The sequence below is a fragment of the Neorhizobium petrolearium genome, assembly GCF_017873175.1.
Classification (GTDB): Bacteria; Pseudomonadota; Alphaproteobacteria; order Rhizobiales; family Rhizobiaceae; genus Neorhizobium; species Neorhizobium petrolearium.
Genome location: NZ_JAGGJW010000003.1, coordinates 148,217 through 175,144, shown reverse-complemented (window position 1 = coordinate 175,144; position 26,928 = coordinate 148,217). Strand labels below are relative to the sequence as shown.

The 26,928-nt window shown below is 60.9% G+C and carries 27 protein-coding genes; 11 read left to right on the top strand and 16 right to left on the bottom strand.

Translation table 11 applies throughout. The features are described from left to right. Positions 1-2: 2 nt before the first annotated feature. Entirely contained in the window at positions 3-815 is an 813-nt protein-coding gene (locus J2046_RS07060; protein WP_210050510.1) for an NmrA family NAD(P)-binding protein, read from the bottom strand. 120 nt (positions 816-935) lie between these two features. Between J2046_RS07060 and J2046_RS07055 the strand changes: the two genes are divergently transcribed. The 3 genes from J2046_RS07055 to J2046_RS07045 all read left to right on the top strand — a co-directional run bounded on the left by J2046_RS07055 (position 936) and on the right by J2046_RS07045 (position 3,505). Then, positions 936-1,550 carry a TetR/AcrR family transcriptional regulator gene (locus tag J2046_RS07055; RefSeq protein ID WP_210050509.1) on the top strand — a complete coding sequence of 205 codons (615 nt, stop codon included), beginning with the start codon at positions 936-938 and terminating at the stop codon, positions 1,548-1,550. A gap of 84 nt (positions 1,551-1,634) precedes the next feature. Beyond that, positions 1,635-2,375 (top strand): SDR family oxidoreductase, encoded by a 741-nt coding sequence (locus J2046_RS07050; RefSeq protein WP_210050508.1) that lies wholly within the window; start codon positions 1,635-1,637, stop codon positions 2,373-2,375. 89 nt (positions 2,376-2,464) lie between these two features. After that, positions 2,465-3,505: an NAD(P)-dependent alcohol dehydrogenase gene (locus J2046_RS07045; RefSeq protein WP_210050860.1), complete on the top strand. Its 1,041-nt coding sequence runs from the start codon at positions 2,465-2,467 to the stop codon at positions 3,503-3,505. Positions 3,506-3,511: 6 nt separating this feature from the next. Here the strand turns inward: J2046_RS07045 and J2046_RS07040 are convergent, their stop codons facing one another. The 10 genes from J2046_RS07040 to J2046_RS06995 form a co-directional block, all read right to left on the bottom strand. Next, positions 3,512-4,216 (bottom strand): ParA family protein, encoded by a 705-nt coding sequence (locus J2046_RS07040; RefSeq protein WP_210050507.1) that lies wholly within the window; start codon positions 4,214-4,216, stop codon positions 3,512-3,514. A 177-nt stretch (positions 4,217-4,393) separates the two neighbouring features. Next, the gene (locus tag J2046_RS07035) at positions 4,394-5,476 is read right to left on the bottom strand and encodes a protein-glutamate methylesterase/protein-glutamine glutaminase (RefSeq protein WP_210050506.1); all 1,083 of its coding nucleotides are present in this window, start codon (positions 5,474-5,476) and stop codon (positions 4,394-4,396) included. Between the two features lie 4 nt (positions 5,477-5,480). Beyond that, complete coding sequence (locus tag J2046_RS07030; protein WP_210050859.1) at positions 5,481-6,332, bottom strand: CheR family methyltransferase; 852 nt, start codon at positions 6,330-6,332, stop codon at positions 5,481-5,483. Positions 6,333-6,387: 55 nt separating this feature from the next. Then, complete coding sequence (locus tag J2046_RS07025; RefSeq protein ID WP_210050505.1) at positions 6,388-6,879, bottom strand: chemotaxis protein CheW; 492 nt, start codon at positions 6,877-6,879, stop codon at positions 6,388-6,390. Next, positions 6,879-8,687: a methyl-accepting chemotaxis protein gene (locus tag J2046_RS07020; RefSeq protein WP_210050504.1), complete on the bottom strand. Its 1,809-nt coding sequence runs from the start codon at positions 8,685-8,687 to the stop codon at positions 6,879-6,881. Before J2046_RS07020 ends, J2046_RS07025 begins: the two co-directional genes overlap by 1 nt. Before the next feature lie 192 nt (positions 8,688-8,879). Beyond that, positions 8,880-10,580, bottom strand: coding sequence for a methyl-accepting chemotaxis protein (locus J2046_RS07015; protein WP_210050503.1), 1,701 nt, complete (start codon positions 10,578-10,580; stop codon positions 8,880-8,882). Between the two features lie 22 nt (positions 10,581-10,602). Further along, complete coding sequence (locus J2046_RS07010) at positions 10,603-11,118, bottom strand: chemotaxis protein CheW (RefSeq protein WP_210050501.1); 516 nt, start codon at positions 11,116-11,118, stop codon at positions 10,603-10,605. Continuing rightward, entirely contained in the window at positions 11,115-13,127 is a 2,013-nt protein-coding gene (locus J2046_RS07005) for a chemotaxis protein CheA (protein WP_210050499.1), read from the bottom strand. The genes J2046_RS07010 and J2046_RS07005 overlap by 4 nt, the downstream gene beginning before the upstream one ends. Then, on the bottom strand, positions 13,124-13,492 hold the full coding sequence (locus tag J2046_RS07000; RefSeq protein WP_210050498.1) for a response regulator: 369 nt from the start codon (positions 13,490-13,492) through the stop codon (positions 13,124-13,126). Before J2046_RS07000 ends, J2046_RS07005 begins: the two co-directional genes overlap by 4 nt. Next, the gene (locus J2046_RS06995) at positions 13,489-13,818 is read right to left on the bottom strand and encodes an STAS domain-containing protein (protein WP_210050497.1); all 330 of its coding nucleotides are present in this window, start codon (positions 13,816-13,818) and stop codon (positions 13,489-13,491) included. Before J2046_RS06995 ends, J2046_RS07000 begins: the two co-directional genes overlap by 4 nt. A 333-nt stretch (positions 13,819-14,151) precedes the next feature. Here J2046_RS06995 and J2046_RS06990 point away from each other — a divergent pair, with 333 nt between their 5' ends. The 6 genes from J2046_RS06990 to J2046_RS06965 all read left to right on the top strand — a co-directional run bounded on the left by J2046_RS06990 (position 14,152) and on the right by J2046_RS06965 (position 21,470). Further along, positions 14,152-15,885: a type VII secretion target gene (locus J2046_RS06990; RefSeq protein WP_210050496.1), complete on the top strand. Its 1,734-nt coding sequence runs from the start codon at positions 14,152-14,154 to the stop codon at positions 15,883-15,885. A gap of 218 nt (positions 15,886-16,103) precedes the next feature. Continuing rightward, positions 16,104-16,511 (top strand): 30S ribosome-binding factor RbfA, encoded by a 408-nt coding sequence (rbfA, locus tag J2046_RS06985; protein ID WP_210050495.1) that lies wholly within the window; start codon positions 16,104-16,106, stop codon positions 16,509-16,511. A gap of 12 nt (positions 16,512-16,523) precedes the next feature. Continuing rightward, the gene (truB, locus tag J2046_RS06980; RefSeq protein WP_210050494.1) at positions 16,524-17,453 is read left to right on the top strand and encodes a tRNA pseudouridine(55) synthase TruB; all 930 of its coding nucleotides are present in this window, start codon (positions 16,524-16,526) and stop codon (positions 17,451-17,453) included. 158 nt (positions 17,454-17,611) lie between these two features. Then, complete coding sequence (rpsO, locus tag J2046_RS06975; protein ID WP_037151827.1) at positions 17,612-17,881, top strand: 30S ribosomal protein S15; 270 nt, start codon at positions 17,612-17,614, stop codon at positions 17,879-17,881. Between the two features lie 337 nt (positions 17,882-18,218). After that, complete coding sequence (gene pnp / locus J2046_RS06970; protein ID WP_210050493.1) at positions 18,219-20,372, top strand: polyribonucleotide nucleotidyltransferase; 2,154 nt, start codon at positions 18,219-18,221, stop codon at positions 20,370-20,372. A gap of 90 nt (positions 20,373-20,462) precedes the next feature. Beyond that, entirely contained in the window at positions 20,463-21,470 is a 1,008-nt protein-coding gene (locus tag J2046_RS06965) for a class I SAM-dependent methyltransferase (RefSeq protein ID WP_210050492.1), read from the top strand. Positions 21,471-21,535: 65 nt separating this feature from the next. Here the strand turns inward: J2046_RS06965 and fabI are convergent, their stop codons facing one another. Genes fabI through fabA form a run of 3 tightly spaced genes read right to left on the bottom strand, consistent with a single transcriptional unit; the run spans position 21,536 to position 24,134 of the window. Then, positions 21,536-22,342 (bottom strand): enoyl-ACP reductase FabI, encoded by an 807-nt coding sequence (gene fabI, locus J2046_RS06960; RefSeq protein WP_210050491.1) that lies wholly within the window; start codon positions 22,340-22,342, stop codon positions 21,536-21,538. 4 nt (positions 22,343-22,346) lie between these two features. Then, positions 22,347-23,570 (bottom strand): beta-ketoacyl-ACP synthase I, encoded by a 1,224-nt coding sequence (gene fabB, locus J2046_RS06955; RefSeq protein ID WP_210050490.1) that lies wholly within the window; start codon positions 23,568-23,570, stop codon positions 22,347-22,349. Positions 23,571-23,618: 48 nt separating this feature from the next. Continuing rightward, on the bottom strand, positions 23,619-24,134 hold the full coding sequence (gene fabA / locus J2046_RS06950; RefSeq protein ID WP_037151814.1) for a 3-hydroxyacyl-[acyl-carrier-protein] dehydratase FabA: 516 nt from the start codon (positions 24,132-24,134) through the stop codon (positions 23,619-23,621). A gap of 305 nt (positions 24,135-24,439) precedes the next feature. Between fabA and irrA the strand changes: the two genes are divergently transcribed. Beyond that, the gene (irrA, locus tag J2046_RS06945) at positions 24,440-24,856 is read left to right on the top strand and encodes an iron response transcriptional regulator IrrA (protein WP_210050488.1); all 417 of its coding nucleotides are present in this window, start codon (positions 24,440-24,442) and stop codon (positions 24,854-24,856) included. 6 nt (positions 24,857-24,862) lie between these two features. Here the strand turns inward: irrA and J2046_RS06940 are convergent, their stop codons facing one another. After that, positions 24,863-25,516, bottom strand: a complete 654-nt coding sequence (locus J2046_RS06940) for a trimeric intracellular cation channel family protein (protein WP_210050487.1) — start codon at positions 25,514-25,516, stop codon at positions 24,863-24,865. A 131-nt stretch (positions 25,517-25,647) separates the two neighbouring features. Between J2046_RS06940 and J2046_RS06935 the strand changes: the two genes are divergently transcribed. Beyond that, entirely contained in the window at positions 25,648-26,121 is a 474-nt protein-coding gene (locus J2046_RS06935) for a hypothetical protein (RefSeq protein ID WP_210050485.1), read from the top strand. On the opposite strand, the gene J2046_RS06930 is transcribed toward J2046_RS06935, so the two are convergent. Continuing rightward, complete coding sequence (locus J2046_RS06930) at positions 26,122-26,910, bottom strand: YdcF family protein (RefSeq protein WP_210050483.1); 789 nt, start codon at positions 26,908-26,910, stop codon at positions 26,122-26,124. Between the last annotated feature and the right edge of the window lie 18 nt (positions 26,911-26,928).

The window sequence follows — 26,928 nt, the reverse complement described above, 5'->3', positions numbered from 1 at the left end:
CCTTATTTCCAGGCGCCGCCCGCCGCAGCGTCTTCTACGTAGCCGGCAAAATCCTTCGGCGAACGGCCGAGCGCGCGCTGTACGCCGTCGGTCAGATATTCGTTGCGGCCGTCGAGCACGACGGTGAAAAGCTCCACCAGCAATTCGGCCAGATCTTCTGGCACCTCGGCAGACTTCAGCCCTTTCACGAACTCCTCGTTTGAAATCGTCTGAAAGAAGACCTCCCGTCCGCTGGCCTTGCTGATCTCGGCGATTGCTTCGGCGAAGGTCAGAAGTCTCGGCCCGGTCACTTCGTAAAGCTCACCGATATGCCGCGGATCGGTGAGCGCCGCGACGACCACGTCGGCGATATCGTCCGCATCGATGAAGGGTTCGCGCACCCCGCTCACCGGCAGCGCGATCTCGCCTTCGAGGATCATCGGCTGGAACTGCCCCTCGTCGAAATTCTGGTTGAACCAGCTGGAGCGGACGATCGTCCAGTCGGCGCCCGAGGCGATCAGCCGCCTTTCGCTTTCCTGCGCTTCCGGTTCGCCGCGGCCGGAGAGCAGAACCAGCCGCTTGACGCCGAGCGACACTGCCAGTTTGGCGAGCGCTTCGATGTCGTCCGGCGCGCCCTTTACCGCGAGGTCCGGATAATAGGTGATGTAGGCAGCGGAAGCGCCTTGCAGCGCAATCGCCCAGGTCGAGCGGTCCGTCCAGTCGAAGCCGGTGGAGCGCGAGGCGAAACGAACCGGTTTGTTCAACGCATGCAGGCGCTCGGCGACGCGCGAACCTGTCTTGCCCTTGCCGCCGATGATGAGAATTGGCTTTTCCATGTTTCCGTCTCCTTTAATGCGAGTTTTCCTCATGTTTTAAATGTGATAAATCCTCGTGTTGTGTTTGTCAACAAAAAATGCGAATATTCCTCGCGTTGAAAATCAAGGCATGGAAAGACGATGGAAATTTCTGCATCGACGCCCCGCCAGCCACAGCAGAAGCGCAGCCGTGAGCGAGTGGAACGCATTCTGGCGGCGGCCAAGGAACTGATTGCCCGTGGCGGCAGCGATACGATGAAGATGGGCGAACTGGCCGAGCGGGCAGGCGTGCCGATTGGTTCGCTCTACCAGTTCTTTCCGGACAAGAGTTCGGTGGTGCGTACTCTCGCCGAGCGCTACAACGAAGAAGGACGGGCCTGCATCCGCGAAGCGATCGAGCCGGTAGGTGACGCTGCAGCCCTCTCCGAAGCCTTCAAAGGCCTCATTGATACCTATTACGGCCTGTTTCTCGCCGAGCCGGTCATGCGCGACATCTGGTCCGGAACCCAGACCGACAAGACGTTGCAGGATGTCGATCTCACCGATGCCAAGGAGAACGGTGCGATTGTCGCCGCGGCGTTGCGGCATATCCATCCGGACGCCGACCCGGAAGGCCTGCTCAACCGAGCCATGCTGGTGATGTATCTCGGCACATCGACCATGCGGCTGGCGATCTCCGTCGGCCGCAAACAGGGAGATGCGATGGTGGAGACTTACAAGCGCCTCGCGCTCAGGGAACTGCTGGCGGAAGCTTGAGGCATTAATCCAGGCACTTGCCCTCGACTAATGCGCCGGCGGGCGACTATAAGGCGGCTTTGACCAAACGAGGAGGATTATCCGATGTCGAAAGTGGCGATCGTGACCGGAGCAGGTTCCGGAGTCGGCCGGGCCGTGGCTGTCGGACTTTTGAAAGCAGGCTATCGAACTGTCCTCGCCGGCCGTCGCGAGAGCGAACTCAAGGGCACGGCCGAGCTTGGTGACGGGGAATCGCTGGTGGTGCCGACGGATGTCACCGATCCCCATGCGGTTGACCGGCTGTTTGCCGCGACCGAAGAGGCCTATGGCCGCCTCGATCTTCTGTTCAACAATGCCGGCCGCGGTACGCCGGCCGTACCGATGGACGAACTGCCGCTGGAGACCTGGCGGGAGGTCGTCGACCTCAATCTGAACGGCGCCTTCTATTGCGCCCGCGCGGCATTCGGTCTGATGCGGCGGCAAAGCCCTCGCGGCGGTCGGATCATCAACAACGGTTCGATCTCGGCCTATGTCCCGCGCCCCTATCAGGCGCCCTACACAATGACGAAGCATGCCGTTACAGGGCTCACCCGCCAGATCGCGCTCGACGGACGCCAGTTCGATATCGTCTGCGGCCAGATCGATATCGGCAATGCCGATACGCCGATGACGGTTCGGATGAGGGAAGGAACCATTCAGGCGGACCTTTCGACCGCTGTGGAGCCGGTCATGGACCCGAAGCACGTGGCCGATGCGGTGCTTTATATGGACGGTCTGCCGCTCGAAGCCAACGTGCTCTTCATGACCGTGATGGCAAGCCAGATGCCCTATGTTGGGCGGGGCTGAACATCGCCTGACAGGTGGAGCGGATATCGGTCTTGATCTTGCCTGGAAGCTCCGTCAACCAAAGAGAAGACGTGAACGAGGATAGTTCGATGCAGCAGGCGCTGGTGCTTGAGAAGAAAGGTGTCCTTTCTCTGAGGGAAATCGATCTGCCGACTGAGGTCGGTCCCGGTGAGGTGAAGATCGAAATCGATACGGTTGGCGTCTGCGGCAGCGATGTGCATTATTACACGCACGGTGCCATCGGCCCCTATGTGCTGCGAGAACCCATGGTGCTCGGCCACGAGGCGGCCGGGACTGTGGTCGACGTGGGCTCCGATGTCAGGAACCTGAAGGTCGGCGATCGGGTCTGTATGGAGCCCGGGGTGCCTAATCTCTCGTCGCGGGCTTCCAAGCTCGGGATTTACAACGTCGATCCGGATGTCCGCTTCTGGGCGACGCCGCCGATCCATGGAGTGCTGACGCCGTTCGTCATCCATCCGGCGGCCTTCACATACAAGCTGCCCGACAACGTCTCCTTTGCGGAAGGCGCGATGGTCGAGCCGTTTGCGATCGGCATGCAGGCGGCGACCCGCGCCCGCATCCAACCGGGCGATGTCGGTGCGGTGATCGGCGCTGGCCCGATAGGCATCATGGCGGCGCTGGCAGCACTTGCCGGCGGTTGCGCTCGCGTCTTCATATCCGATCTCAGCGCCGACAAGCTGAAGATCGCCGGCCAGTATCCGGGCATCATCCCCGTGAACATCACCGAACGGCCGTTTGCCGACGTCATCGCGGAGGAGACCAGCGGTTGGGGCGCGGATGTGGTCTTCGAGGCGAGCGGCAGCCCGAAGGCCTATCAGGGCATGTTCGATCTCGTTCGGCCGGGCGGCGCCTTCGTGCTGGTTGGACTGCCGGTGGAACCGGCCCAACTCGATGTCGCAGGCGCGATCTCGAAGGAAGTACGCATCGAAACGGTGTTCCGCTATGCCAATATCTTCGACCGGGCGCTGGAACTGATCGCCTCTGGCAAGGTGGACCTGAAACCGTTGATCACCGGCACGTTCGATTTCAAGGATTCGATCAAGGCCTTCGAGCGTGCCGCAGCCGGACTTCCGTCGGACGTCAAGCTGCAGATCAAGGTGAAGGAATAGTCCGCTTCAGGCTGCGCGAACCAACCGGCTCGAAACCGAAGCCGGCCTGTGGAGCGGCACGCGCCGGAGCATTTCAAGAGCGAAGAGACGGGCGTTCTGCCGGGCCTTGTCGAGATTGCTGATGCGGCTTTCGTCCATGGTGTAGAGTGTGCCGCCGAGATCGAATATGTCGCGGAAGGCGGCGCGTTCGATGATCGGCGTGTCGAGCACGTCCACGTTGCGCTGCGCGAGCAGCATCTTGACCGCCAGCAGGGCCCGTGTCGTGACCATCGAGTTGACGCGGGTCAGCACGACGGAATGCGGAACGCGAAGATTGGCCTTGTCCTCAAGATAACGCAGGAGTTCCAGCACGTTCGCTCCGCCTTGCGCATCCATGGCGCATCCCTGGATCGGGATCAGGACATGGTCGGAAAGACCGATTGCCTTGGCAAGCAGCGGGCTCTGCGCACCCGGCAGGTCAAGCACGAAATAATCGGTTTTTTGTCGGTTTTCTGAAATGTGGCGCTCGATCGAGGCCTGGGTTACGTAGGAGATGACGCTGAGCTTCTCGTTCGGCGGTGAGAGCTGGTGCCAGCGGGAGATCCAGTATTGCGGATCTGCGTCGAGGATCATGACGCGATAGCCCTGTTCGACGAGTTCGGTCGCAAGAAGGAGCACCGCGGTGGTCTTTCCTGCTCCGCCCTTGGTGTTGGCAAAGGTAATGACTGGCATCCTTGGTCCCTGTCCGGCACCGCATCGGCGCGAAGATCGGGAACCGATTTCCGGCAGGCACGATGCGTGGATTCGATGAATTGGAGCGCAAATCGCTCTCTCACCGCATCCTCATGATGCGTTACCTCATTCTTGCCAAACATGGTTAACGAGGCATGAATTTCACGCTGCCAGATTTCACCGGCGGCGATCGGCTGCAAGGATTTCCCGGGCGATCTGCTCAAGCGGGACGACCTTGTCGACTCCGCCATGGGCGATTGCTTCCTTGGGCATGCCGAAGACGACCGACGTCGCCTCGTCCTGCGCCACCGTATAGGCGCCCGCCTGATGCATCTCGTTCATGCCGCGCGCGCCATCATCGCCCATGCCGGTCATGATCACACCCATCGCGTTGGCGCCCGCGGATCGCGCGGCGGAACGGAACAGCACATCGACCGAGGGGCGATGGCGGCTGACGAGCGGGCCGCTGCGGATCGAGACCTCGTAGCGTGCGCCGCGCCGTTCGAGCAGCATATGCCTGTCACCGGGCGCAATCAGCACGTGGCCGCGCAGCACGGGGTCGCCGTCCGCCGCTTCCTTGACCTCGACCTCACAGAGCCCATTGAGGCGCTTGGCGAAGGCGGCGGTGAACCTCTCCGGCATATGCTGAACGATGACGATGCCCGGCGAATTGGCCGGCAAGGCTTCGAGAAGCTCGCGAAGCGCCTCGGTGCCGCCGGTGGAGGCGCCGACGCAGACGACCATTTCCGTCGTTTTCGCCATGGCGCCGACCTTCGGCGGTGGCAGGACTGCATCCGCTGTCAGCTTCGCCGTCGTGCTTTCTCCTGCCGCGCGGGATGCGCGCAGCTTGCCGACACGTGCGCGTGCTGCTCCCCTCACGGCAGTGCGGATGCGATCGGCAGATTCGGCAAGGTGGTCGGCGGCGCCGATCTTCGGCTTCAGGATGATGTCGACCGCACCGGCCTCCAGCGCCTGCATCAGCGTTTCCGAACCGCTCTCGGTCAGCGATGAGCACATCACGACCGGAATGGGATGCTGCGCCATCAGCTTGCGCAGGAAGGTGATGCCGTCCATCTGCGGCATTTCCACATCGAGCGTTATGACGTCCGGAATTTCCTCTCGGATTTTCCGCGCTGCCATGAACGGATCGTTGGCGACCCCCATCACCTCGATATCGGGATCGGCGGACAGGATCGCGGCTAAGGTCTGGCGGACGCTTGCTGAGTCATCGATGATCAGAACGCGGATCTTGCCGCCCATGATATCATATCCGCTTGAAGACGGTGTTTGCCACCTGCCTGATCGGCAGATCGAAACCGGTAACGGTTTCCGAGTGGCCGATGAACAGGTAGCCCCCGGGGAGGAGGTTGTTGCAGAGCCGCGTCAGCACGTGGTTCTGGGTTGGCTTGTCGAAGTAGATCAGCACGTTGCGGCAGAAGATGATGTGCATCGGATCGCCGACCGGATACGCCTGATCCATGAGGTTCAGCCGGGCAAAGCCGACGCGCGAGCGCAGTTTCGGGCTGATGCGCATTTCCTGCCGCCGGTTGTCGGAGGGCTGCATCACGTATTTCTGCATCATCGCCGCCGGAACCGGCTGAAGAAGATCGTTCTGATAAATTCCGCGCTGGGCCCTCTGCAGCACGTCGGTGGAGAGGTCCGTGGCGAGCACGAAATAATCCCGCTCCGGGGCATTCGCGGCGAGAAAATCGGACATCACCATGGCTATCGTATAAGGTTCGGCACCGGTTGAGCATGCAGAACTCCAGGTGCGGATGCGCCGTTCGCCAAAGGTCTGCAAAATATCCGGAAGCGCTCTCTGCATCATGTAGTCGAAATGCTTCGGCTCACGGAAGAAGTCGGTCTTGTTGGTCGTGACGGCGTCAATGAGGAAGATTGCTTCGGCTTCGATACCGCCATGTTTGAAGAGATAATCGCAATAGCTGTCGAAGGTCGGCAAGCCGGTGACGCGCAGACGACGGCGAAGCCGCCCTTCCAGCATGGTCATCTTCGTCTGCGGCATCTTTATGCCGCTGTAATTGTATATGTATTTCGATAGAAGCTCGAAATTGCGCTTGCTCAGCCGGTCATCGAGCGGCTGACTCCTCACCATCATGTTCACCCGAGCATCTCCGTATGCATTCTTGCCAGCCACCGGGCTTTCCTATCGCCTAGGCCACCTGAGCCTGTGGTCCGACATCGGCGAGAACCGATCCGGAATCGGAGAACAGCCGCGCGAGGTCGATGATGACGACAAAACCGCTATCCCGCCTGACGACGCCGGCGATGTAATCGGAGCGCCAGCGCACGCCGATATCCGGGGCGGTCTCGACCTGGTCGTTGCGGAACGGCACAACCTCGAAAACCCGGTCTGCCACAAGTCCGAGAGCGAGCATGCGCTCGGCGACGGGCACATCGAGCACCAGGATACGTGTATGCGGTGTCTTGACGGTCTTCGACATGCCGAGCCGCAGGCGCAGGTCGATCACCGGCACTCCCTGGCCGCGCACATCGCGTAGACCCAGAAGATATTCCGGACCGTGCGGGATCTTGAACGGTTCCTCGTGGTCGAGGATTTCGCGGACCACTTCGACAGGGACCGCGAAAACCTCATCGCCAAGGGAAAAAGTCACGAATTGAGCTTCAGAGGATATGCCTGCCATCATGCGCTCTCCCTGAAATGATCGTCATCCGCATCCGGACCGCCGACCGACATGTCGAGGGCAAAGCCCTTGGCTCGGGCCTGCTGCGCTTTAATCGAATGGTCGGCGGCTCTGGACGCGGAGGACTTCGTTGCGGGCCGCGCCACAGGCTGGGCGGCGAGCACTCTTCCGGTAGATGAAGACCGCTCCTGCGAACCGGCTCTATCGACCTTGAAGAAAGCGATCGAAGCCTGCAACTCCTCGGCCTGAGCGGCGAGCTCCTCGGAGGTCGAAGACATCTCCTCGGATGCGCCGGCATTCTGCTGAGTCACCTTGTCGAGCTGCTGGATCGCCTCGTTGATCTGCGAGGCACCCACGTCCTGCTCGCGGCAGGCGGCGGAAATCTCGGAAACGAGCTCGGCTGTCTTCTGGATCGCGGGAACGAGCTTGTTGAGCATCTCTCCGGCTTCCGTCGCAACCTGTACGGTGTCGCCGGAAAGGGAGCTTATCTCCGCTGCGGCGGCCTGAGAGCGTTCGGCAAGCTTGCGAACCTCGGAGGCGACGACCGCAAAACCCTTGCCGTGTTCACCCGCGCGAGCGGCCTCGACGGCGGCATTCAGGGCGAGAAGGTCGGTTTGCCGGGCGATCTCCTGGACGATGGAGATCTTTTCGGCGATCGTGCGCATGGCCGTAACGGCGCGGCCGACGGCCTCACCCGAGGTTTCCGCATCGCGGGAAGACTGGCGCGCGATCTTTTCCGTCTGCGCGGCGTTGTCGGCATTCTGCTTGATGTTTGCCGCCATCTGCTCCATCGAAGCGGAGGCTTCTTCCGCTGAGGAAGCCTGTTCGGTGGCACCCTGCGAAAGCTGCTCCGAACTTGCTGAGAGCTCCTGGCTGCCCGACGAGACGTTGTTGGCCGCGGAGAGGGCATCGGCAACGACGCCGCGCAGACGCTCCACCATGCTTTCGAGCGCCAGGCCGAGGGTGTCCTTGTCCGACAGCGGCTTTGGCGTGACGGTCAGGTTACCGTTGGCGATCTGGTCGGCAATGCTGGCGGTGTTGCGCAGGTTGCCGGTCATCACGTTGATCGTGTCGACCAGGTCCTTGATCTCGTCATTCGTCTTGATCTCGACGTTCTGGTTGAGGTCGCCGATGGAGACCGCCTCTGCGACGGCCATGATCTTGCGAAGGCCGGAATTGATGCTCAGCGCAATCCAGATGGCGGTTGCCGCCGCCGTGATGACCGCGATAACGGAAATCACGATCATGAGCGAACGTGTGGCCCAGTAATTGGCTTCCGCCTCGTCGCTCGATTTTTGCATCCGGTCGCGGTTGATCTGCACCGCCTCCTCGAGCTGGGCGGTAAGCTCAGTGATCGCCTTGCGGCTTTCTCCGGAGGAGAGGTCGAGCGCGTGCTGCATGTTGCCGCTTTTGACGGCCGCATCGACCTTTTCGTTTGCGCCGTGGTTGGCTGATGCCAGTGCGCGTGTCGTGTCCCAGAATTGCTTCTGATCGGCTGTCGCGGTCGAAGCGAGTTCGTCCAGCAATGCGAGGAATGCCTGTTCCAGCTTATCGCCGTCGGTATAGAACTTTTCGATTTCCGCCGGAGATGTGGCCAGCAGCATATTCTTCTGCGCTCGGATGCGATTGAGCGACAGGATGTTCATTTGCTGGATTTTGTCGAGCCGGGTTGCCGCGACCTCCGTGACGTAGGTCATGGCTTCATTGGCGGTACCCAGGCTGTAGAGTCCGTAGCCGGCGGTACCGATCAGCATGCTGACAAGAAAGCCGAACGCCAGTCCTAGTTTGAGCTTGATCGTAAATCGCATAACCTTATCCCCAAAGGCAATGAACGCATCAGTCGTGCTTTCCTTTCGTCTTGCCGGAAAGCGGTTCGAAGCAGGAAGACCGATACATTCACTCTTCTGCGATCGTCCGGGCCAGTCGGACAGCCATGCGCTACATGCACCTGGCCATCCCGGGGCCGTTTGAGCGGCCCTGGGTGAATTCTGTTAAAGGTCTCAGGCGCTTTCGCGGAAGTTTTCGTCGTCCGCGTCGGGGCCGCCCATCGACATGTCGAGGGCAAAGCCCTTGGCACGGGCCTGCTGGCTTTGCACCGAATGATCAGGCTTGTGGAGCTGAGGTGTTGCCGGGCGGTGCGCCGGCCTTGTTGCCGGCTTCGAGGCGGTAACAGCAGCCGCAGCCCGCTTTGCCAGCTTGTTGCCGCCATTCTGGTCGACCTTGAAGAAGGCGATCGAGGCCTGCAATTCCTCCGCCTGCGAGGCGAGCTCTTCCGAGGTGGCCGACATCTCCTCCGACGCGCCGGCATTCTGCTGAGTCACCTTGTCGAGCTGCTGGATCGCCTCGTTGATCTGTGAGGCGCCGATATCCTGCTCGCGGCAGGCCGCGGAGATTTCGGAGACGAGCTCGGCCGTCTTCTGGATATCCGGAACCAGCCTGTTCAACATTTCGCCGGCTTCCGTGGCAACTTGAACCGTGTCCCCGGAGAGAGCGCTGATCTCGGCTGCTGCGGCCTGACTGCGTTCCGCAAGCTTGCGCACTTCGGACGCGACGACTGCAAAACCTTTGCCATGCTCGCCGGCGCGAGCAGCCTCGACCGCGGCGTTCAGCGCGAGAAGGTCGGTCTGGCGGGCAATTTCCTGCACGATGGAGATCTTCTCGGCGATCGTGCGCATGGCGCCGACGGCACGATTGACGGCCTGGCCGGAAGCTTCGGCGTCCCTGGAGGACTGGCGGGCGATCTTTTCGGTCTGTGCGGCGTTGTCGGCGTTCTGCTTGATGTTGGCGGCCATCTGTTCCATGGATGCGGAGGCCTCTTCGGCCGAAGAAGCCTGTTCGGTGGCACCTTGCGAGAGCTGCTCGGAGCTCGCCGAAAGTTCCTGACTGCCGGAGGAAACGTTGTCGGCTGCAGTGAGTGCATCGCCGACTACGCCGCGCAGGCGTTCGATCATCGTATTGACGTAACCGAGCAGTTCTCCGATCTCGTCCTTGCTGGTGATCGTCGCAAATTTGGTAAGATCCCCCTCGGCAATGCGCTGTACGGCGGTCACCGCATTGCGCAGGCCTTTGTTGATCGACAATGCGATCCAGATCGCCGCGAGGACGGCGATGGCGAAAGCGATACCGGCGACCGAGATCATGATCGTACGGGTCTGGCCATAGTCGACGTCGGCCTGCTCGTCCGCTTCACTCAGCCGGGATTCCTCAAGATTGACGACCTGGGTCAGCAGCGCATCGATGTCGTTGGTGACGGTGCGGGCTTCGTTGGTCGAAACCCTGAGTGCGCCCGCGGCATCGCCGCCCAGCATCAGGCTGCGGATGCGATCATCCTGCTTTCGGAACTCGGCGGTAAAACCTTCGAGTTTCGCCCAGTTCGCTTTGCCCTGTTCGGTCGCAAGAGCGAAAACCGACTTGAAAGTCTGGTCGAAGGCCCGGCGAGCCTCGTCGCTCTTCGAAATGTAGTCCTGCATTTCGCTGGCGCTTTCCGCTATCAGCAGGTTCTTCTGCTGGCGAATCTGCTGGAGCTGCTCGTTGTTGAGCGTCTGCGCGAGCTTGAGGCGTTCGGCCGGGCCCGTGATGACCTGTTCAAGCGTATCGTTGAGAGTGCTGAGGCTGAAGATACCGTAAGCGGCTGTCGCCAGTAGCATGATGATGACGAAACCGAACGCTAAAGCCAGCTTCAATTTGATCGTCGCGCGCATTTCAAATCCCTCGTGAAGGTCGTTAGCTGTGGCTGCCCACAGCCGCAGGATGATCGTGTTGAGCAGAGAAAATCGCCTGAAGATTGGGGATGATGATGAATTCGGTTCCCCGCTTGACCAGGCAGTCGATGAAGTCCGGCCGCCAGCGCATGCCGACGCTCGGCGGCGGCTCGCCCGCTGCACGCAGGAGGGTCGTCACTTCGTGCACCTTGTCGGTGCGGATGCCTGCCAGCACCGGTTCCCCGTCGATATCGAGTTCGATGACGATGATCCGGCTGTCGATGGTTGGCTTGGTCGCTTCCATGCCGAATGCGAGCCGGATATCGGCGAGCGGAATGACCTTGCCACGGAAATTGATGACACTGCCGACGAAGGCTTTGGCGCCCGGAACGACGGTCTCCGGCAGGAGATCGAGGATTTCCTGCACGATGAAGGCTTCCAGCGCGAACATCTCGCCGGCGATGTCGAATGTCAGGACTTCCAGCTCGTCGCGGCCGTCCCAAAGGTCTTCGGAAATCTTTCTGACTGCCTCGTTCATCCTGCCGCGCGCAAATGCGCCTCCTGTTGCTGGCCTTCGGCCACGAGATGGCCGACGTCGAGGATCAGCGCCACGTCTCCGTCACCGAGAATAGTGGCGCCCGAGAAGGTCGCGACATCATGGTGCAGTTTCGACATGGCCTTGATGACCGTCTGATGGTCGCCGATGATCTGGTCGACCACCAGTCCCACCCGCTCGGCGCCGGTCGAGATGACGACCACCTTCTGGAAGGGATCCGGCTTTGTGCCGGTGCGGAAAAGGTCACGGAGCCTCAGGAAGGGGACGAGGCTGTCGCGCAGCGAGATGAAGCTGCGGCCGCGCGAGCGCATGTCCTCCTCAATGGAAAGCTCCAGGCATTCCTCGACCGCCGACAGCGGGATGACGTAGCGGCCGGCGCCGACCCGGACGAGCAGGCCGTCGATGATCGCAAGCGTCAGCGGGATCGCGAGCGAGATTTCGGAACCCTGGCCCGGATGGCTGGCGACGTTGATCGTGCCCCGCAGCGCGTCGATTGTCCGCTTGACCACGTCCATGCCGACGCCGCGGCCCGAAAGGTTGGTAACCTGCTGCGCCGTCGAGAAGCCGGGCTGGAAGATGAGCTGGTAGAGTTCGTTATCGGTGAGGCTGGCGCCGGATGGAATGAGGCCGGAAGCTTCCGCCTTGGCACGGACGCGATCCTTGTTGATGCCGCGGCCATCGTCCTTGATGGTGATGATGACCTCGCCGGCCTGCTGGCGGGCGGAAAGCAGGATGCGGCCCGCTTCCGGTTTGCCGGCCGCACGGCGCTCTTCCGGTGTTTCAAGGCCGTGGTCGCAGGAATTGCGCACCAGATGCACCAGCGGGTCGGCAAGGCGCTCGATGACGCTCTTGTCGACTTCCGTGCTTTCGCCTTCGGTGATGAGTTCGATCGTCTTGCCCGTCTCGTGCGCGAGGTCATGCACCAGCCGGCGGAAGCGGCTGAACAGGTGCGCCACAGGAACCATGCGCAGCACCATCATGGTGTCGCGCAACTCGCCGGAAAGGCGCTCGACGTCTTCGGAGACGGCGCGCAGCTGCAGGTCGCCGCTGCCGCCCGCAAGCTGGCTGAGTCGGGACTGGGCGATGACGAGTTCGCCGACCCGGTCCATCAGCTCGTCGAGCTTTTCGGCCGGTACCCGGACGTTTTCGGATGCCTTGTTCGGCTTCGTGTCGGCGGGAGCGGTGAGGGCGGACGCCGGCGTTGGCGCGCGCGCCGCAGCTGCCATATCCTGTGTGGCGGCAACCGGCTGCGGCGAGGGAGCGGCTTCCGATTTGACCGATGCCCTTGCGGCGGGCGCTGTAGCCTCGACGGCGGTGATGTCAAGCTGCATCTCGTCCATCACGAAGATGAAGACATCCTCGATCGCCGAGCGCGGCTGAGCGGTCAGGAGTTCCACATCCCAGGAAATATGTAGGTCGGTCGGCGTAAGGAGATCGAGCGATGGGATCGCCGAGCGGTCGGCAACGATTTTGCACTCGCCGAGTTCCCGCAGCTCGTCGAGAAGCGGCAGGGGATTGGTGCCGTTCGCCATCGCATTCTGCGGAAGGCTGAAGCGGATTTTGAAGAGGGTTTTGGCCGGTACGGTTCCAGCTGTCTGTGCCGCGCCCGGGTTCTTGGCGCCTTCGACGGCAGCGCGCAGATTGGCGAGAAGCACCTCGCTCGCTGCCTCATGGTCGCCCGCTGGCGTCTCGATCAGGGCGCGCATATGGTCTTTGGCTTCGAGGACTGCAGTGACCAGTTCCTGCGTTGCCGGCACCTCACCCTTGCGGACGCGGTCGAAGGCCGTTTCGCAATGATGGGTGAAAGCGGCGAGCGCATCGAAGCCGAACATGGCTCCCGAGCCCTTCAAGGTGTGGAGGCCGCGAAAGACCGCATCCACCTGGTCCTTATCGCCGAGGTTTACGTTGAGATCGAGAAGTCCGGCCTCAATCTGTTCCAGAAGCTCGGCTGCTTCCGTTCTGAAAACCGCGATAGGATCGGGAAAGCTCATTTGCCAAGCACCTTCCGGACGATCTTGGCCAGGCTTTCCGGATCGAACGGCTTGGTGAGCCAGCCGGTGGCGCCGGCGGCTTTTGCCTGCTGCTTCAGGTCGCTGTCGGACTCCGTTGTCAGGAAGATCACCGGGACGCCCATATGTGCCGGCATCTTGCGCAGCTCGCGAATCATCGTGAGCCCGTCCATGTTCGGCATGTTGAGATCGGTGACGATGAGATCGAACTGGCCCGCATTGAGCTTGGCGATGCCGTCCATACCGTCTACGGCTTCGGTGACCTGGTATCCGGCATTGCTGAGGGCGACGCGCGTCGTCAGGCGGATGCTGGCGGAATCATCGACTGTGAGGATGCTGGCGGTCATTGAGTTCCCCTTTGATGAAGCCAGAATTTCGCGTCGTCGTCGGACATTCCTTCGAGAACGCCGCCTCGTTTCAGGATATCCAGCACCGGACCACTGGCAGGCCGGGTGAGCGCGATGTGTTTTCCGGCCGAACCGGCATAGATGCGCGCAGCTTCCATCAGCTGAATAAAACTGATGTCGACCTGACAGTCATCCGTGATCTCGATGGTGGTGGATTTATTCTTGTCGATCAGCTGGAGTATTTCCTGCCTGACGGCACTGATCGTGCGAACTGTTAAGTTCTGCGGCAGTTGAAATGGGTCTTCTTTAAAATCGGGAGTAGACATCTGACCTCAATATAATTCCGCAGCGGCTGAAATACCCGCGAAACTGTGGACTTGCATCGTTAATGAGGTCTTAAGCGGCTGTGGTGATTTCTCACGACGCAATTATAATAAGTTGCATTTTGCATCGCGTCTTTGATTGAAAAATTAACCACAAGTCGCAAAACCAAAGGCGCGTTTTGCTGGAATTAACCCCTCAGCCTCTAGGTCAGTCCCGCACAGAACGGAACCGTGCCACGATTTGCTGGTGCGGAGCTGTTCCAAAACAATCCAGTCGGATCATTCGTCGTTATTGCGAAAGGTGAGGTCCCTGCGGGGCCTGAAAGGTGAGGCAGAGTGGCTGTCAGGGCATCCATTTTAAACGTCGCAGAAGACATGGCAGGCGTCCTGCATTTTGCCGACCGGATGGAAACGGCGCGCTCGCGGATAGAAGAGCGCTTTCTGGACGGCGGTGCTGCGCTTCTGGCAATCCTTGATGTGCTGAACAAGCTGATCGCCTCTCTGGACCAGTTGACCGGTTCGCTGGATGAAGGAACGGCAAATGCCACGATGGCCGAGCTGAAGAGTACGGTGGACCGGCTGTCGCATCTGACCGAACTCGAGGCCGCTCGCCAGGCTGGTTTCCAGGAAATCGCCTGCGCCGAGCGTAAGCTCGAACCTGAGATCGAGGAAATGCAGGAGACGCTGCGCTATCTGCGCACCTTTGCCGTGACCGCCAAGATCACCGGTGCCGGCATCGCCGATTTTTCCGGTTTTGCGGAAGAGATTCTGGAACGGATCCAGGAGGGTACGCGACAGGTCAACGATCTCGCCAGCAAGCTCGGCACGCTCGGTCACGGCCTCGGCCCGGTGATGGCCAAGGGAAAGGCGATCCTTGCGAGATATGACGAGAAGATACCGCAAATCGTCGCCGGATTGTCGAATGGTGCAGCGGAGATCGGTCAGCACCGCAAGTTGCTTGTCGAGCGCGCCGCCAGGGTGCGCGCCGTTGCCGGCGGTATCCAGACGAAGCTCGCTGCCACGCTTTCGGCCATGCAGGTCGGCGATATCACCCGCCAGCGCATCGAGCATTGTCAGTCCAGCTTCAAGATTCTTTCGGAATATCTGGAGTCGCCCGAAGGAGCGGTACTGCGGACCGAACAGCGCGAGAGCCTGTCACTGATCATCCGCAAACTCGTGTCGCTGCAGCTTGATCATTCGATTTCCGACTTCGATCGCGATACGGCGAAAATCGTCGCCACCGTTGCAAGCTTTCGTTCCGACCTGTCGGAAATAGAGGCTTTGCGCAAGACGATGACGGATTCCGACAGCGGTGGAAACGACAACGCGATCCGCGAACTCGAAAACGGCGTGGCAACCGCCCGCGGTACCGTGCAGGAAATCGAGAGTGTCGCCCGGGAAGCCGGTGAGCTCAGCCACTCGATTGGTGGCATCGTGCGTGAACTTCTGGATGGTATCGGTGTTGTCAGGGCGGTGCGTACCGACATCCACTATATGGCGCTCAACACCAACCTCCGCTGCGGCAAGATTGGCGAGGAAGGCAAGGCTATCAATGTCGTGACCGCCGAATTGCGCAATTTCGCAGCGCAGCTCGACGAGACGGCCGAGAAGATCCTTGCCGAACTTCAGACGCTGGAAGCCGCCTCCAACAAGCTGAACGACGTTCAGGGCGAGGAAGGCGAAAGCTCCCTCGATCAGCGCCTGGAGAACGCGCTCGAAAACATCCGCGCCGTCGGCGACCGCATGGATGAGCAGATGTCCGCGCTCGGCGAACAGAGCAGGACGGCGGTCGGAGAGATGGATGCCTCGCTGTCACGCCTGAACTTCAATGCCGAACTTGGCGAGGTGCTGCGTGCCTGTGCCGATGACCTCGCGCTTAAGGAGGACGTGGTCGGTCTACCGGGAATCGAAAGGCCCCTGGCCGATCTCGGCAGCCGCATCGCCCGTCTCTATACCATGGTCGCGGAGCGCGAGGTGCATGCCGAAGTGCTCGGCACCGCGCCGCCGGTGGAGGCGCCGGCCGTCGCCGCGCTCCTGTCCGACGAGGATATCGAGGACGCGCTGTTCTGAGGCGAGATCCATCAGGCAGCAGGTTTCGACCAGTTGGACCTGCGCGATCCGCCATGTATCGAAAACCGCATTAAGCCCCTGTCGGATCGCGTTCCGTATTATGATAAACTGCAGTTCGAGCCTTGACCTTTGGCCGCGTCTCGGTCATTTGGACCGCCTTGCTTGAGGTAGCGCTCGGTCGGGACGAACCCCGGCAGCGTTCTATAAAGAGAAACAAGATGACCAAAGCCACATCCTCGGCGCCCTCCCAGCGCATGCTTCGCGTTGGCGAACAGGTCCGCGCCGCCATAACCCAGGTCCTGCAGCGCGGCGAAGTGCGCGACGACCTGATCGAAAGGACGGTGATCTCCGTCTCCGAAGTGCGCATGTCGCCGGACCTGAAGATCGCCACAGCCTATGTGACACCCCTTGGCCTGCCCGACCATGCGGCCGTTATCGATGCCCTCAACCGTCATGCGAAATTCATCCGTGGCCGGTTGGGCGGCCAGCTCCGGCAGATGAAATACATGCCGGAAGTGCGCTTCCGCGACGATACAAGCTTCGACAATTACAAGAAGATCGATGATCTGCTCCGTTCACCCGAGGTCCAGCGGGACCTTGACGGTGACGCCGAAGACAAGAAATAGCCAAGAGAAAGCATGTCCAAACCACGTAAACCCAAGGGCCGGCCGGTTTCCGGCTGGCTGATCCTCGACAAGCCGGTGGATTTCGGCTCGACCGAAGCCGTTTCCAAGATCAAGTGGCTGTTCAACGCCCAGAAAGCGGGCCATGCCGGCACGCTCGATCCGCTTGCCTCCGGCATGCTGCCGATCGCGCTCGGCGATGCGACCAAGACCGTTCCCTATGTCATGGACGGACGCAAGATCTATGAATTTGCCGTGACCTGGGGTGAAGAGCGTTCGACCGACGATCTGGAAGGCGAAGTGACCGCCACATCCGACACGCGTCCGACGGAGCAGGCGATCCGCGGTCTCCTGCCGAAATATACCGGCCTGATTACGCAAATTCCCCCGCAGTTTTCGGCGATCAAGATCGCCGGCGAACGCGCCTATGATCTTGCCCGCGATGGTGAGACTGTGGAAATCCCTTCCCGCGAGGTGGAGATCTTTCGCCTGACGCTGCTTGGCGTTGCGGCCGACAAGGCGCATTTCGAAGTGGAATGCGGCAAGGGCACCTACGTTCGGGCGCTGGCTCGTGACTTTGGCCGTGAGCTCGGCTGCTACGGCCATATATCCGAGCTTCGCCGTACCTTTGTGGCGCCGTTCGCCGAGGACCGCATGGTGCCGCTCGCCGATCTCGTGGCGCTTGAACAGATCGAGGACCGTGACGAGCGGCTCGCTGCGCTCGACGAATTCCTCATTGATACGGCTGAGGCGCTCTCCAATCTGCCACACTTGTCGGTGACCGACGATCAGGCGCATCGGCTGAAGATGGGCAATCCTGTGATTCTGCGGGGACGCGACGCTCCGGTGGCTGAGACCGAGGCCTATGCAACGGCGCGCGGAAAACTGATTGCCATCGGCGAGATCGGCCAGGGTGAATTCCGCCCGAAGCGGGTGTTTGGGTGAGCGAAAACATCGGCTCTTCCAATCCAGACATGAATGGTTTATAGGCACCGCCAGCATGAAGGGCGCTCCAAGCGGTCCTTTTGCTTTTCACGGCCAAGGCTGGACGACATCCCGGCTTTTGGCGTCCCTAATTCCTCTTCAATAGAAAGGATCGTCCGATGTCGATCACTGCCGAGCGCAAGGCTGAGCTTATCAAGGAATACGCGACCTCCGAGGGCGACACCGGTTCCCCGGAAGTACAGGTCGCGATCCTCACGGAGCGCATCAACAATCTGACCGAACACTTCAAGGACCACAAGAAGGACAACCATTCCCGCCGCGGTCTTCTGACGCTGGTTTCGAGCCGTCGCTCGCTTCTTGACTACCTCAAGAAGAAGGACGAAGCGCGCTACACCAAGCTGATCGGCAGCCTGGGTATTCGCCGCTAAGAAATCCTCCGGCGGGCCTGGAAACAGTGCCCGCCGGTTGTCTTTTCGGGCTCTGCCCGATGAAATACTCAAGCCGCGCACCAGATTGACGCGGTACGAGGCGACGGCGGACCCGGATGGGCCGGATCTGCCAACCAACCGTTGACCTGTCATGGGGCAGGATTGCCGGATGCTTTCGGCCGAAGCCCACAGTGGCTTTGGCCAAGTTTCTCCAAAAGGGAAACTGTCGCTGTAAAGCCTCCCGTTGTCTTGCCCATGATGCGTCACATTGATTGCGGTTGATCATGCGCTGCGCCGGATGTTGCGATGCGCATGTTTCCGCATTGAAGGACAAGACATGTTCAATACTCACTCTGTCGAAATCGAATGGGCAGGCCGCCCGCTGAAGCTGGAAACGGGCAAGATCGCCCGCCAGGCTGACGGCGCAGTCCTCGCGACCTATGGCGAGACCGTGGTTCTCGCGACCGTCGTTTCCGCCAAGGCACCGAAGCCGGGCCAGGATTTCTTCCCGCTCACCGTCAACTATCAGGAAAAGACCTACGCCGCCGGCAAGATTCCGGGCGGCTATTTCAAGCGTGAAGGCCGTCCGAGCGAGAATGAAACCCTGGTTTCCCGCCTGATCGACCGCCCGATCCGCCCGCTCTTCCCGGAAGGCTACAAGAACGATACGCAGGTCGTAGTAACCGTCGTTCAGCACGACCTCGAAAACAACCCGGACGTACTGTCCATGGTGGCGACCTCCGCGGCCCTGACGCTTTCCGGCATCCCGTTCATGGGCCCGATCGGCGGCGCCCGCGTCGGTTACATCAACGGTGAATACGTTCTGAACCCGCATCTCGATGAGATGGACGAGTCGAGCCTCGACCTTGTCGTCGCCGGCACGTCCGATGCCGTTCTGATGGTCGAATCGGAAGCCAAGGAACTGAACGAAGAAGTCATGCTCGGGGCCGTCATGTTCGGCCATCGTGGTTTCCAGCCGGTCATCGACGCGATCATCAAACTCGCCGAAGTTGCCGCCAAGGAACCCCGCGACTTCCAGCCGGAGGACTATTCCGAACTCGAAGCCGAAATGCTGCAGCACTTCGAGGCCGAACTGCGCGAAGCCTACAAGATCACCCAGAAGGCCGACCGCTATGCCGCCGTTGATGCCGTCAAGGCGAAGGTCAAGGCTCATTTCCTGCCCGAAGGCACTGCGGAACTGAAGTACACGGCTGAAGAGGTTGGCGCGATCTTCAAGCACCTGCAGGCCAAGATCGTCCGCTGGAACATTCTCGATACCAAGAGCCGCATCGATGGCCGCGATCTCGAGACGGTTCGCCCGATCGTCGCCGAAGTCGGCCTCCTGCCGCGTACCCATGGGTCCGCTCTCTTCACCCGCGGCGAGACGCAGGCGATCGTCGTCGCGACCCTCGGGACCGGCGAAGACGAGCAGTATGTCGACAGCCTGACGGGCATGTACAAGGAGCAGTTCATGCTCCATTACAACTTCCCGCCCTATTCGGTCGGCGAAACGGGCCGCATGGGTTCTCCGGGCCGCCGTGAAATCGGCCATGGCAAGCTTGCGTGGCGCGCCATCCATCCGATGCTGCCGACGCCCGAGCAGTTCCCCTACACGCTGCGTGTTGTCTCCGAGATCACCGAGTCCAACGGCTCGTCCTCGATGGCGACCGTCTGCGGCACCTCGCTCGCACTGATGGACGCCGGCGTTCCGCTCGCCAAGCCGGTTGCCGGTATCGCTATGGGCCTCATACTCGAAGGCGACCGTTTCGCGGTTCTTTCTGACATCCTGGGTGACGAAGACCATCTAGGCGACATGGACTTCAAGGTCGCCGGAACGGAAAACGGCATCACCTCGCTCCAGATGGACATCAAGATCGCCGGCATCACCGAAGAGATCATGAAGGTCGCCCTCAATCAGGCCCAGGGCGGTCGCAAGCATATCCTCGGCGAAATGGCCAAGGCCATCACCGAAAGCCGCGGCCAGCTCGGCGAGTTCGCGCCGCGCATCGAAGTGATGAACATCCCGGTCGACAAGATCCGCGAAGTCATCGGTTCGGGTGGCAAGGTCATCCGCGAGATCGTCGAAAAGACCGGCGCCAAGATCAACATCGAGGACGACGGCACCGTCAAGATCGCCTCTTCCTCCGCCAAGGAGATCGAAGCTGCCCGCAAGTGGATCCATTCGATCGTCGCTGAACCGGAGGTCGGCCAGATCTACGAGGGCACGGTCGTCAAGACCGCCGATTTCGGTGCTTTCGTGAACTTCTTCGGCGCCCGCGACGGCCTCGTTCATATCTCGCAGCTCGCCGTTGATCGGGTCGCCAAGACGACCGATGTCGTCAAGGAAGGCGACAAGGTCTGGGTCAAGCTGATGGGCTTCGACGAACGTGGTAAGGTTCGTCTGTCGATGAAGGTTGTCGACCAGGCGACCGGTCAGGAACTCCCGCAGGAGAAGAAGGAAAAGAAGGCTGACGGCGAAGCCGCCGAGTAAGCTTCCTTCCGCTCAGGAAAAAATCGAGGCGCGGAAGTTCTTCCGCGCCTTTTCTGTATCCGATATCCGGGAATTGCCGAGAGAGCCGACATGAGCCGCGACGCCTTGAAGACCCTGTTTCATCCCTTCGCAACCGAAGCCGTGCCCATGCCGGGCGAGGGCACGCGCGTGATTTTTCTCGGCGCGGAAGCCGGCAGTGCCCTGCCGGAGGAGTTTGGCGCCCAAATCACCGCCGTGCAGCCGTTCCGGCCGCTCTTCCGGGCCTTGGGAGAAGGCGCGGTTCCGGAGCCGGAGGGCGAGAATTATGACGGGGCGCTGGTACTTTGTGGCAAGCATCGCAGCGAAAACGAGGATCGCGTGGCAGAAGCCCTGCAACGCGTGAAGCCAAGCGGCGTCATCGTCATTGCCGGCGGCAAGGAGGATGGCATCCAGCCGCTTCGCAATACGCTCCTGAAGCTCGGGCTGCAGATCGACTACACGCCGAAATACCATGGTGTCGCGATCTGGCTTGTCCGTCCGCAGAATGCCGATGCGGCGATCACGGCCCTGAAGAAGATGCCGGTGACGGTCGAGGATCGCTTTGAGGCGGCACCCGGCATGTTCTCCCACGATCGTGTCGATCCAGGCTCGGAACTGCTGGCCGGTCGCTTGCCGACGGATTTCGACGGCAATGCCGCCGATTTCGGCGCCGGCTGGGGCTATCTCTCCGTGATGCTGGCGGAGAGATCGCCGCGCCTGAACCGCATCGATCTCTACGAGGCTGATCACAGGGCGCTGGAATTCGCCAAGCTCAACCTCGCGCGCAACTGCCCGAAGCTTAACGCCCGCTTCTATTGGCAGGATCTCGGCGGCGAGCCGGTGAAGGAGAAATACGACCTTGTCGTCATGAATCCGCCGTTCCATGAAGCGCAGGCGGCCGATCCGGAGCTCGGCAAGGCGATGATTCGTAGCGCCGCATCTGCGCTGAAGCTTGGCGGCCGGCTGATGCTGGTCGCCAATCGCGGCCTGCCCTATGAACCGGTTCTCGCTTCGGAATTCCGCGAGCATGGCGAAACCTGCCGCAACGCCCGCTTCAAGGTTCTCTGGGCGAAGAAATAAACGCAAAAAAGACCCTGCCGATGCCGGCAGGGTCTTTTTATTGATAGTCCGAAAATCCGAAAGTCCTATTCCGCATCTGCCTTGCGCAGTTTGTCGAGCGTCGGAAGCGACGTGATGCTGTAGCCGGCGTCGACGTAGTGGACTTCGCCGGTAACGCCGCGCGAGAGGTCGGACAGAAGATAGAGGGCTGAGCCACCGATATCCTCGATGGTCGCGGTGCGACGCAGCGGGGCGTTCTGCTGGTTCCAGGAATAGATGGCGCGCGCATCGGAAATGCCGGCACCCGCCAGCGTCCGGACAGGGCCGGCCGAGATCGTGTTGACGCGGATGTCGCGCGGGCCGTAATCGGCAGCAAGATAGCGAACCGATGCTTCGAGAGCCGCCTTGGCGACGCCCATGACATTGTAGTTCGGGATGACGCGCTGGGACCCGTTATAGGTCAGCGTCAGCATCGAGCCGCCATTCGGCATCAATTCTGCGGCACGCTTGGCGACTTCGGTGAACGAGAAGCAGGAAATGATCATGGTACGGCTGAAGTTTTCACGCGTCGTGTCGGCGTAAAGACCCTTGAGCTCGTTCTTGTCGGAAAAGCCGATGGCGTGGACGAGGAAATCCAGCGTGCCCCAGCGCTCCTTGATCGCCGCGAAGGTGGCATCGACCGAAGCGATATCCTCGACATCGCACGGGACGACGAAATCAGAGCTGAGTTCGGCTGCAAGCGGCTTCACGCGCTTGCCGAGAGCTTCGCCCTGGTATGTGAAGGCGAGTTCCGCGCCCTGTGCGGCAACCGCCTTGGATATCCCCCAGGCGATCGAGTGATTGTTGGCGACCCCCATGATCAAGCCGCGTTTCCCCTGCATGATTCCCGTCATGGAATTATCCATTATAGCGCTGGAAGACGAGCGTGGCGTTGGTGCCGCCGAACCCGAATGAATTGGAAAGAGCAATGTCGATTTTGGCATTATCGATGCGCTTGCGCACGATCGGCACGCCCTCGAATTCCGGATCCAGGTTTTCGATATGGGCGCTTTCGCCGATGAAGCCTTCCTGCATCATCAGAAGGCTGTAGATCGATTCCTGCGCGCCGGCGGCGCCGAGCGAATGCCCGGTGAGCGACTTGGTCGACTGGACATGAGGGATCTTGTCGCCGAAGACTTCGCGGATCGCGCCGATCTCCTTGCTATCGCCGACCGGCGTCGAGGTGCCGTGGGTGTTGATATAGTCCACGTCGCCCTTCACGGTCGCAAGCGCCTGCCGCATGCACCGCACCGCACCTTCTCCCGACGGCGCGACCATGTCGTAACCGTCCGAGGTTGCACCGTAGCCGACAAGCTCGGCGTAGATCTTCGCCCCGCGGGCCTTCGCGTGTTCCAGCTCTTCCAGGACCAGCACGCCCGCGCCACCGGCGATGACGAAACCGTCGCGGTCGACATCATAGGCGCGCGAGGCGCTTTCCGGCCGGTTGTTGAACTTGGTCGTCATGGCGCCCATGGCGTCGAACAGGTTCGACATGGTCCAGTCGAGATCTTCGTGGCCGCCGGCGAACATCACGTCCTGCTTGCCCCATTGGATCATCTCCGCCGCATTGCCGATGCAGTGCGCCGAGGTGGAGCAGGCGGACGAGATCGAATAGTTCACGCCGTGAATCTTGAACCAGGTGGCAAGCGTGGCGGATGCCGTCGAGGACATGGCCTTCGGCACGGCAAAGGGACCGATGCGCTTGGGGCTGTTGTTCTTGATGGTGATTTCGGCCGCCTCGATCAGCGTCCGGGTGGACGGGCCACCCGATCCCATGATGATGCCGGTGCGTTCATTCCCGCCGACATCCTTGTCTTCCAGGCCGGAATCGGCGATCGCCTGTTTCATGGCCACATGGTTCCAGGCGCCTCCCTGGGAGAGGAAACGCATGGCGCGGCGATCGACGAGGTCAGTCGGATCAAGTGTCGGCTTGCCCCAGACCTGGCACTTGAAGCCATGCTCGGCAAAATCGGGGGAGAATGAAATGCCGGATTTCGCCTGGCGCAACGATTCGGTGACTTCGGCGGCATCGCTCCCGATCGAGGATACGATACCGAGACCCGTGACAACTACCCGTCTCATCTCATCAAAACCTTTTCTCTCTGTTCTGCCTTCGGCGCGAGGCCGGTGTCAGGCCGCCTTTTCCTGGAACAGGCCGACCCTCAGATCGCTGGCGCGGTAGATCACCTCGCCGTCCGCCTTCATCCAGCCGTCGGCAATTCCGAGCACGAGACGGCCGCGCATGACGCGTTTGAAGTCGATGCCATATTCCACCAACTTGGTTGAGGGAGTAACCATGCCGGTGAACTTCACTTCTCCAGTGGATATGGCGCGCCCCTTCCCGGGCTCGCCGAGCCAGCCAAGATAAAAGCCGGTCAACTGCCACATGGCGTCGAGCCCGAGGCAGCCCGGCATGACGGGGTCGCCTTCGAAATGGCAGGGGAAGAACCAGAGATCCGGCGTTATGTCGAACTCAGCACGGATGAAACCCTTGTCGTTGGGGCCGCCGGTTTCCGATATCTCGGTGATGCGGTGGAACATCAGCATGGGCGGCAGCGGAAGCTGCGCGTTGCCCGGGCCGAACATCTGGCCATGGGCGCAGGTGAGGATTTCTTCGTAAGAGAAGCTGGACTGTCTGGTTGCCATAAATTTCCGTTTCCCCCGTTGAACCTTCTGTTTCAGAACCACTATTGCAAGATCGGTCCAAATTGAAGCGTGACGATGACCTTTCACTTCGCCCTGGGGATAGCCAAGTGCGGGAACATTCGTCGTTCAGGTTCGCATATAGGAAGCTATGGGCGCAAACCAGAGGCTTGTGAGGGAATTTGCGCGTTTTTGCCGATCTCCCGGCCAGTATCCTCCGGAAACTATTGAAAGTGCTGGCCGCAAAAGTTATATGCGAAAGTCAAGATACCTGACATGCGCGTGAACGGTGGGAGCTGACAGGCAATATGGCAGAAGCCACGATCGATATCGAGACGAGACTGCGCCATTGCGGCCTGCGTCCGACGCGACAGCGCGTCGCGCTTGCCGATCTGTTATTCGCCAAAGGCGACCGTCATCTGACAGTCGAGGAACTGCACGAGGAAGCGGCTGCGGCCGGCGTTCTCGTCTCGCTGGCAACCGTCTACAACACGCTGCATCAGTTCACCGAGGCCGGTCTTATTCGCGTACTCGCGGTCGAAAGCACCAAGACTTACTTCGACACCAATATCTCCGATCATCATCACTTCTTCGTGGAAGGCCGCAACGAGGTGCTCGATATTCCGGTCAGCAATCTGGAAATCGGCAATCTCCCCGAAGCGCCGGAAGGCATGGAAGTTGCTCATGTGGATGTGATCATCCGCCTGCGCGAAAAGAAGTCCTGATACGGGTTACTTCATCTTTTTCCCTTTGATTGCTTCGTCCGGAGGCCGGCCGGGCCGGGGCTTGTAACGCGGCAAGGTCCAACCGTAATGGATGGCGCCGCCGCGCAGCGCGAAGGCGATGGCCACGCCGAGGCCGGAGCTGGCATAAAGAGGCAGGCCAAATGCGTCAGCGGCGGTAAAGCCGCCGGCGCCGGCAAGTGCAGCGGTGATGTAGATTTCCGGCCGAAGCAGGACGGAAGGTTCGTTGGCAAGCAGGTCACGCAGGATGCCGCCGAAGGTGGCGGTCAATGTGCCGGCGACGATTGCGATCGTTGGCGAGCCTGTGGCGGCGAGCCCCTTTGCCGCTCCCAGCACGCTGTAGGCGGCAAGCCCGATCGCGTCGAGCCAGATCAGCAGACGATAGCGCCATTCCACCCGGTGCGCCGTGCTGAACAGAAAAGCGCCCACAATCACGCATATCAGGATATAAGTCGGGTCGAGAACCCAGAAGACCGGCATGCGGTCGAGGATGATGTCCCGCAGCGTGCCGCCTCCAAGCCCGGTAACGGCCGCAAAGAACAGGAAGCCGATCAGATCGAGCTCTTTTCGCGAGGCGGCAAGTGCGCCTGTCGCTGCGAAAAGCGCGATCCCGGCATAGTCGAGAATCATCAGCAAGGACATGCAAATCCCCCAGCGTTGCGGCCCGTGTGGTCAGCGTCGCGCAAGTGCTCCTCCTTAGCATAATCACCGGCGATCGCACCCGTCACCGGTGCGCATACGCCGTGAACAGATGAATTTGCGGAGGTGATCCCGTGAAAAGGTTCCTGATCGTATGGGTCCGGGTTGTTGTGCTGATCCTGGTGCCGACCCTTGCCTTCGCGCAGCAGCAGCTCATCAGCGATCCGGAGATCTACGAGAAGGATCACTTCCGGAGCGAGTGCAAGATGGCGCAGTTCGAACCGGACTTCATCAAACGGTTCGACATCAACAACGATGGGATCATCGATCTGGTCTCCGACCACAGCAAACTGGTCTGCGACGGAAAAAGAGGACCGGGCTGCAACAGCGATGGCTGCCCCTATAACTTCTATCTGCAAGCCAGGGAGGGCGGTTATTTCATGATCGCCACGGCACAAATCTACAGCTATGACTTCGTCAAATATTTCGGCAACATGGTGTTTTTGCTGAATATGCATCCGCGCTTCTGCGACCGCACCGATGCGGTGCCCTGCGAGATGCGCGTGCGCGTGCGCGGCGGTCGCTTCGTCACGATCTCCAAGAAGTGATCACTGCGGAAACACGTCGCCGATGCGTCCGGTCAGATAATAGGCCGTCAGGCTCATCCATTCCCGTGCGGCGGTGGTGGTGAGCTGCGCGTTGAGCGAAGGCTGGGTGAAATCCAGCGACAGGCCGGCAATGCCGCTCGTCCGATAATCCACCGGCCAGGGCACGACCTGAATTCCGGCCTTGCGGAACAGGCCGACCGAACGGGGCATGTGATAGGCCGACGTGATCAACAGGCAGTTTTCGAGCCCCCGGCTCTTCAGGAGTCCGGCGGTGTTGACCGTGTTCTCATAGGTTGTCCGGGACGTATTCTCCTTCACGAGTCGGTCGGCCGGGATGCCGAAAGCGGAGAAGAACCGTTCCGAAGCTTCTGCCTCCCCCTCATAGACACCGCTGATGGAGCCGTCGCCGCCGGAAATCAGGATGCGCGCCTGCGGATGGTGCAAGGCGAGCCGCAAGGTCTCGACAAAGCGATCGGCAGCCTGGTTGAATTCCATGCCGCCGCGGCTGGTCGTCACCTCGGTCTCAAGCGCGCCGCCGAGCACGATCATGCAGGTAAGATCGGCAGGCTCCTGCCGGGGTTTCGGAAACCGCGCCTCCAGGACCTGTAGCGCAGCGGTGCCGGTCGTCGTGTAGAGCGTGACGAACAGCACGAGGGCTGCTAGAAGCGAGAGTGTGCCCGCGAGCCTTGGCCGGCCGGCGAAGACCAGCAGGGTTGCAAGCGCAGCCAGGCCGAAGGCGATCGACAAGGGCTGCGCCGCCAGCCAGAAGAACTTGGAAATCAGGAACATCGGCACATTTATGGCGGC

Bases quoted from the DNA above. Each gene is read 5' to 3' on its own strand.
- J2046_RS07060 (WP_210050510.1), bottom strand. From the start codon at position 815: ATGGAAAAGCCAATTCTCATCATCGGCGGCAAGGGCAAGACAGGTTCG.
- J2046_RS07055 (WP_210050509.1), top strand. From the start codon at position 936: ATGGAAATTTCTGCATCGACGCCCCGCCAGCCACAGCAGAAGCGCAGC.
- J2046_RS07050 (WP_210050508.1), top strand. From the start codon at position 1,635: ATGTCGAAAGTGGCGATCGTGACCGGAGCAGGTTCCGGAGTCGGCCGG.
- J2046_RS07045 (WP_210050860.1), top strand. From the start codon at position 2,465: ATGCAGCAGGCGCTGGTGCTTGAGAAGAAAGGTGTCCTTTCTCTGAGG.
- J2046_RS07040 (WP_210050507.1), bottom strand. From the start codon at position 4,216: ATGCCAGTCATTACCTTTGCCAACACCAAGGGCGGAGCAGGAAAGACC.
- J2046_RS07035 (WP_210050506.1), bottom strand. From the start codon at position 5,476: ATGGGCGGCAAGATCCGCGTTCTGATCATCGATGACTCAGCAAGCGTC.
- J2046_RS07030 (WP_210050859.1), bottom strand. From the start codon at position 6,332: ATGATGGTGAGGAGTCAGCCGCTCGATGACCGGCTGAGCAAGCGCAAT.
- J2046_RS07025 (WP_210050505.1), bottom strand. From the start codon at position 6,879: ATGGCAGGCATATCCTCTGAAGCTCAATTCGTGACTTTTTCCCTTGGC.
- J2046_RS07020 (WP_210050504.1), bottom strand. From the start codon at position 8,687: ATGCGATTTACGATCAAGCTCAAACTAGGACTGGCGTTCGGCTTTCTT.
- J2046_RS07015 (WP_210050503.1), bottom strand. From the start codon at position 10,580: ATGCGCGCGACGATCAAATTGAAGCTGGCTTTAGCGTTCGGTTTCGTC.
- J2046_RS07010 (WP_210050501.1), bottom strand. From the start codon at position 11,118: ATGAACGAGGCAGTCAGAAAGATTTCCGAAGACCTTTGGGACGGCCGC.
- J2046_RS07005 (WP_210050499.1), bottom strand. From the start codon at position 13,127: ATGAGCTTTCCCGATCCTATCGCGGTTTTCAGAACGGAAGCAGCCGAG.
- J2046_RS07000 (WP_210050498.1), bottom strand. From the start codon at position 13,492: ATGACCGCCAGCATCCTCACAGTCGATGATTCCGCCAGCATCCGCCTG.
- J2046_RS06995 (WP_210050497.1), bottom strand. From the start codon at position 13,818: ATGTCTACTCCCGATTTTAAAGAAGACCCATTTCAACTGCCGCAGAAC.
- rbfA (WP_210050495.1), top strand. From the start codon at position 16,104: ATGACCAAAGCCACATCCTCGGCGCCCTCCCAGCGCATGCTTCGCGTT.
- truB (WP_210050494.1), top strand. From the start codon at position 16,524: ATGTCCAAACCACGTAAACCCAAGGGCCGGCCGGTTTCCGGCTGGCTG.
- rpsO (WP_037151827.1), top strand. From the start codon at position 17,612: ATGTCGATCACTGCCGAGCGCAAGGCTGAGCTTATCAAGGAATACGCG.
- pnp (WP_210050493.1), top strand. From the start codon at position 18,219: ATGTTCAATACTCACTCTGTCGAAATCGAATGGGCAGGCCGCCCGCTG.
- J2046_RS06965 (WP_210050492.1), top strand. From the start codon at position 20,463: ATGAGCCGCGACGCCTTGAAGACCCTGTTTCATCCCTTCGCAACCGAA.
- fabI (WP_210050491.1), bottom strand. From the start codon at position 22,342: ATGACGGGAATCATGCAGGGGAAACGCGGCTTGATCATGGGGGTCGCC.
- fabB (WP_210050490.1), bottom strand. From the start codon at position 23,570: ATGAGACGGGTAGTTGTCACGGGTCTCGGTATCGTATCCTCGATCGGG.
- fabA (WP_037151814.1), bottom strand. From the start codon at position 24,134: ATGGCAACCAGACAGTCCAGCTTCTCTTACGAAGAAATCCTCACCTGC.
- irrA (WP_210050488.1), top strand. From the start codon at position 24,440: ATGGCAGAAGCCACGATCGATATCGAGACGAGACTGCGCCATTGCGGC.
- J2046_RS06940 (WP_210050487.1), bottom strand. From the start codon at position 25,516: ATGTCCTTGCTGATGATTCTCGACTATGCCGGGATCGCGCTTTTCGCA.
- J2046_RS06930 (WP_210050483.1), bottom strand. From the start codon at position 26,910: ATGTTCCTGATTTCCAAGTTCTTCTGGCTGGCGGCGCAGCCCTTGTCG.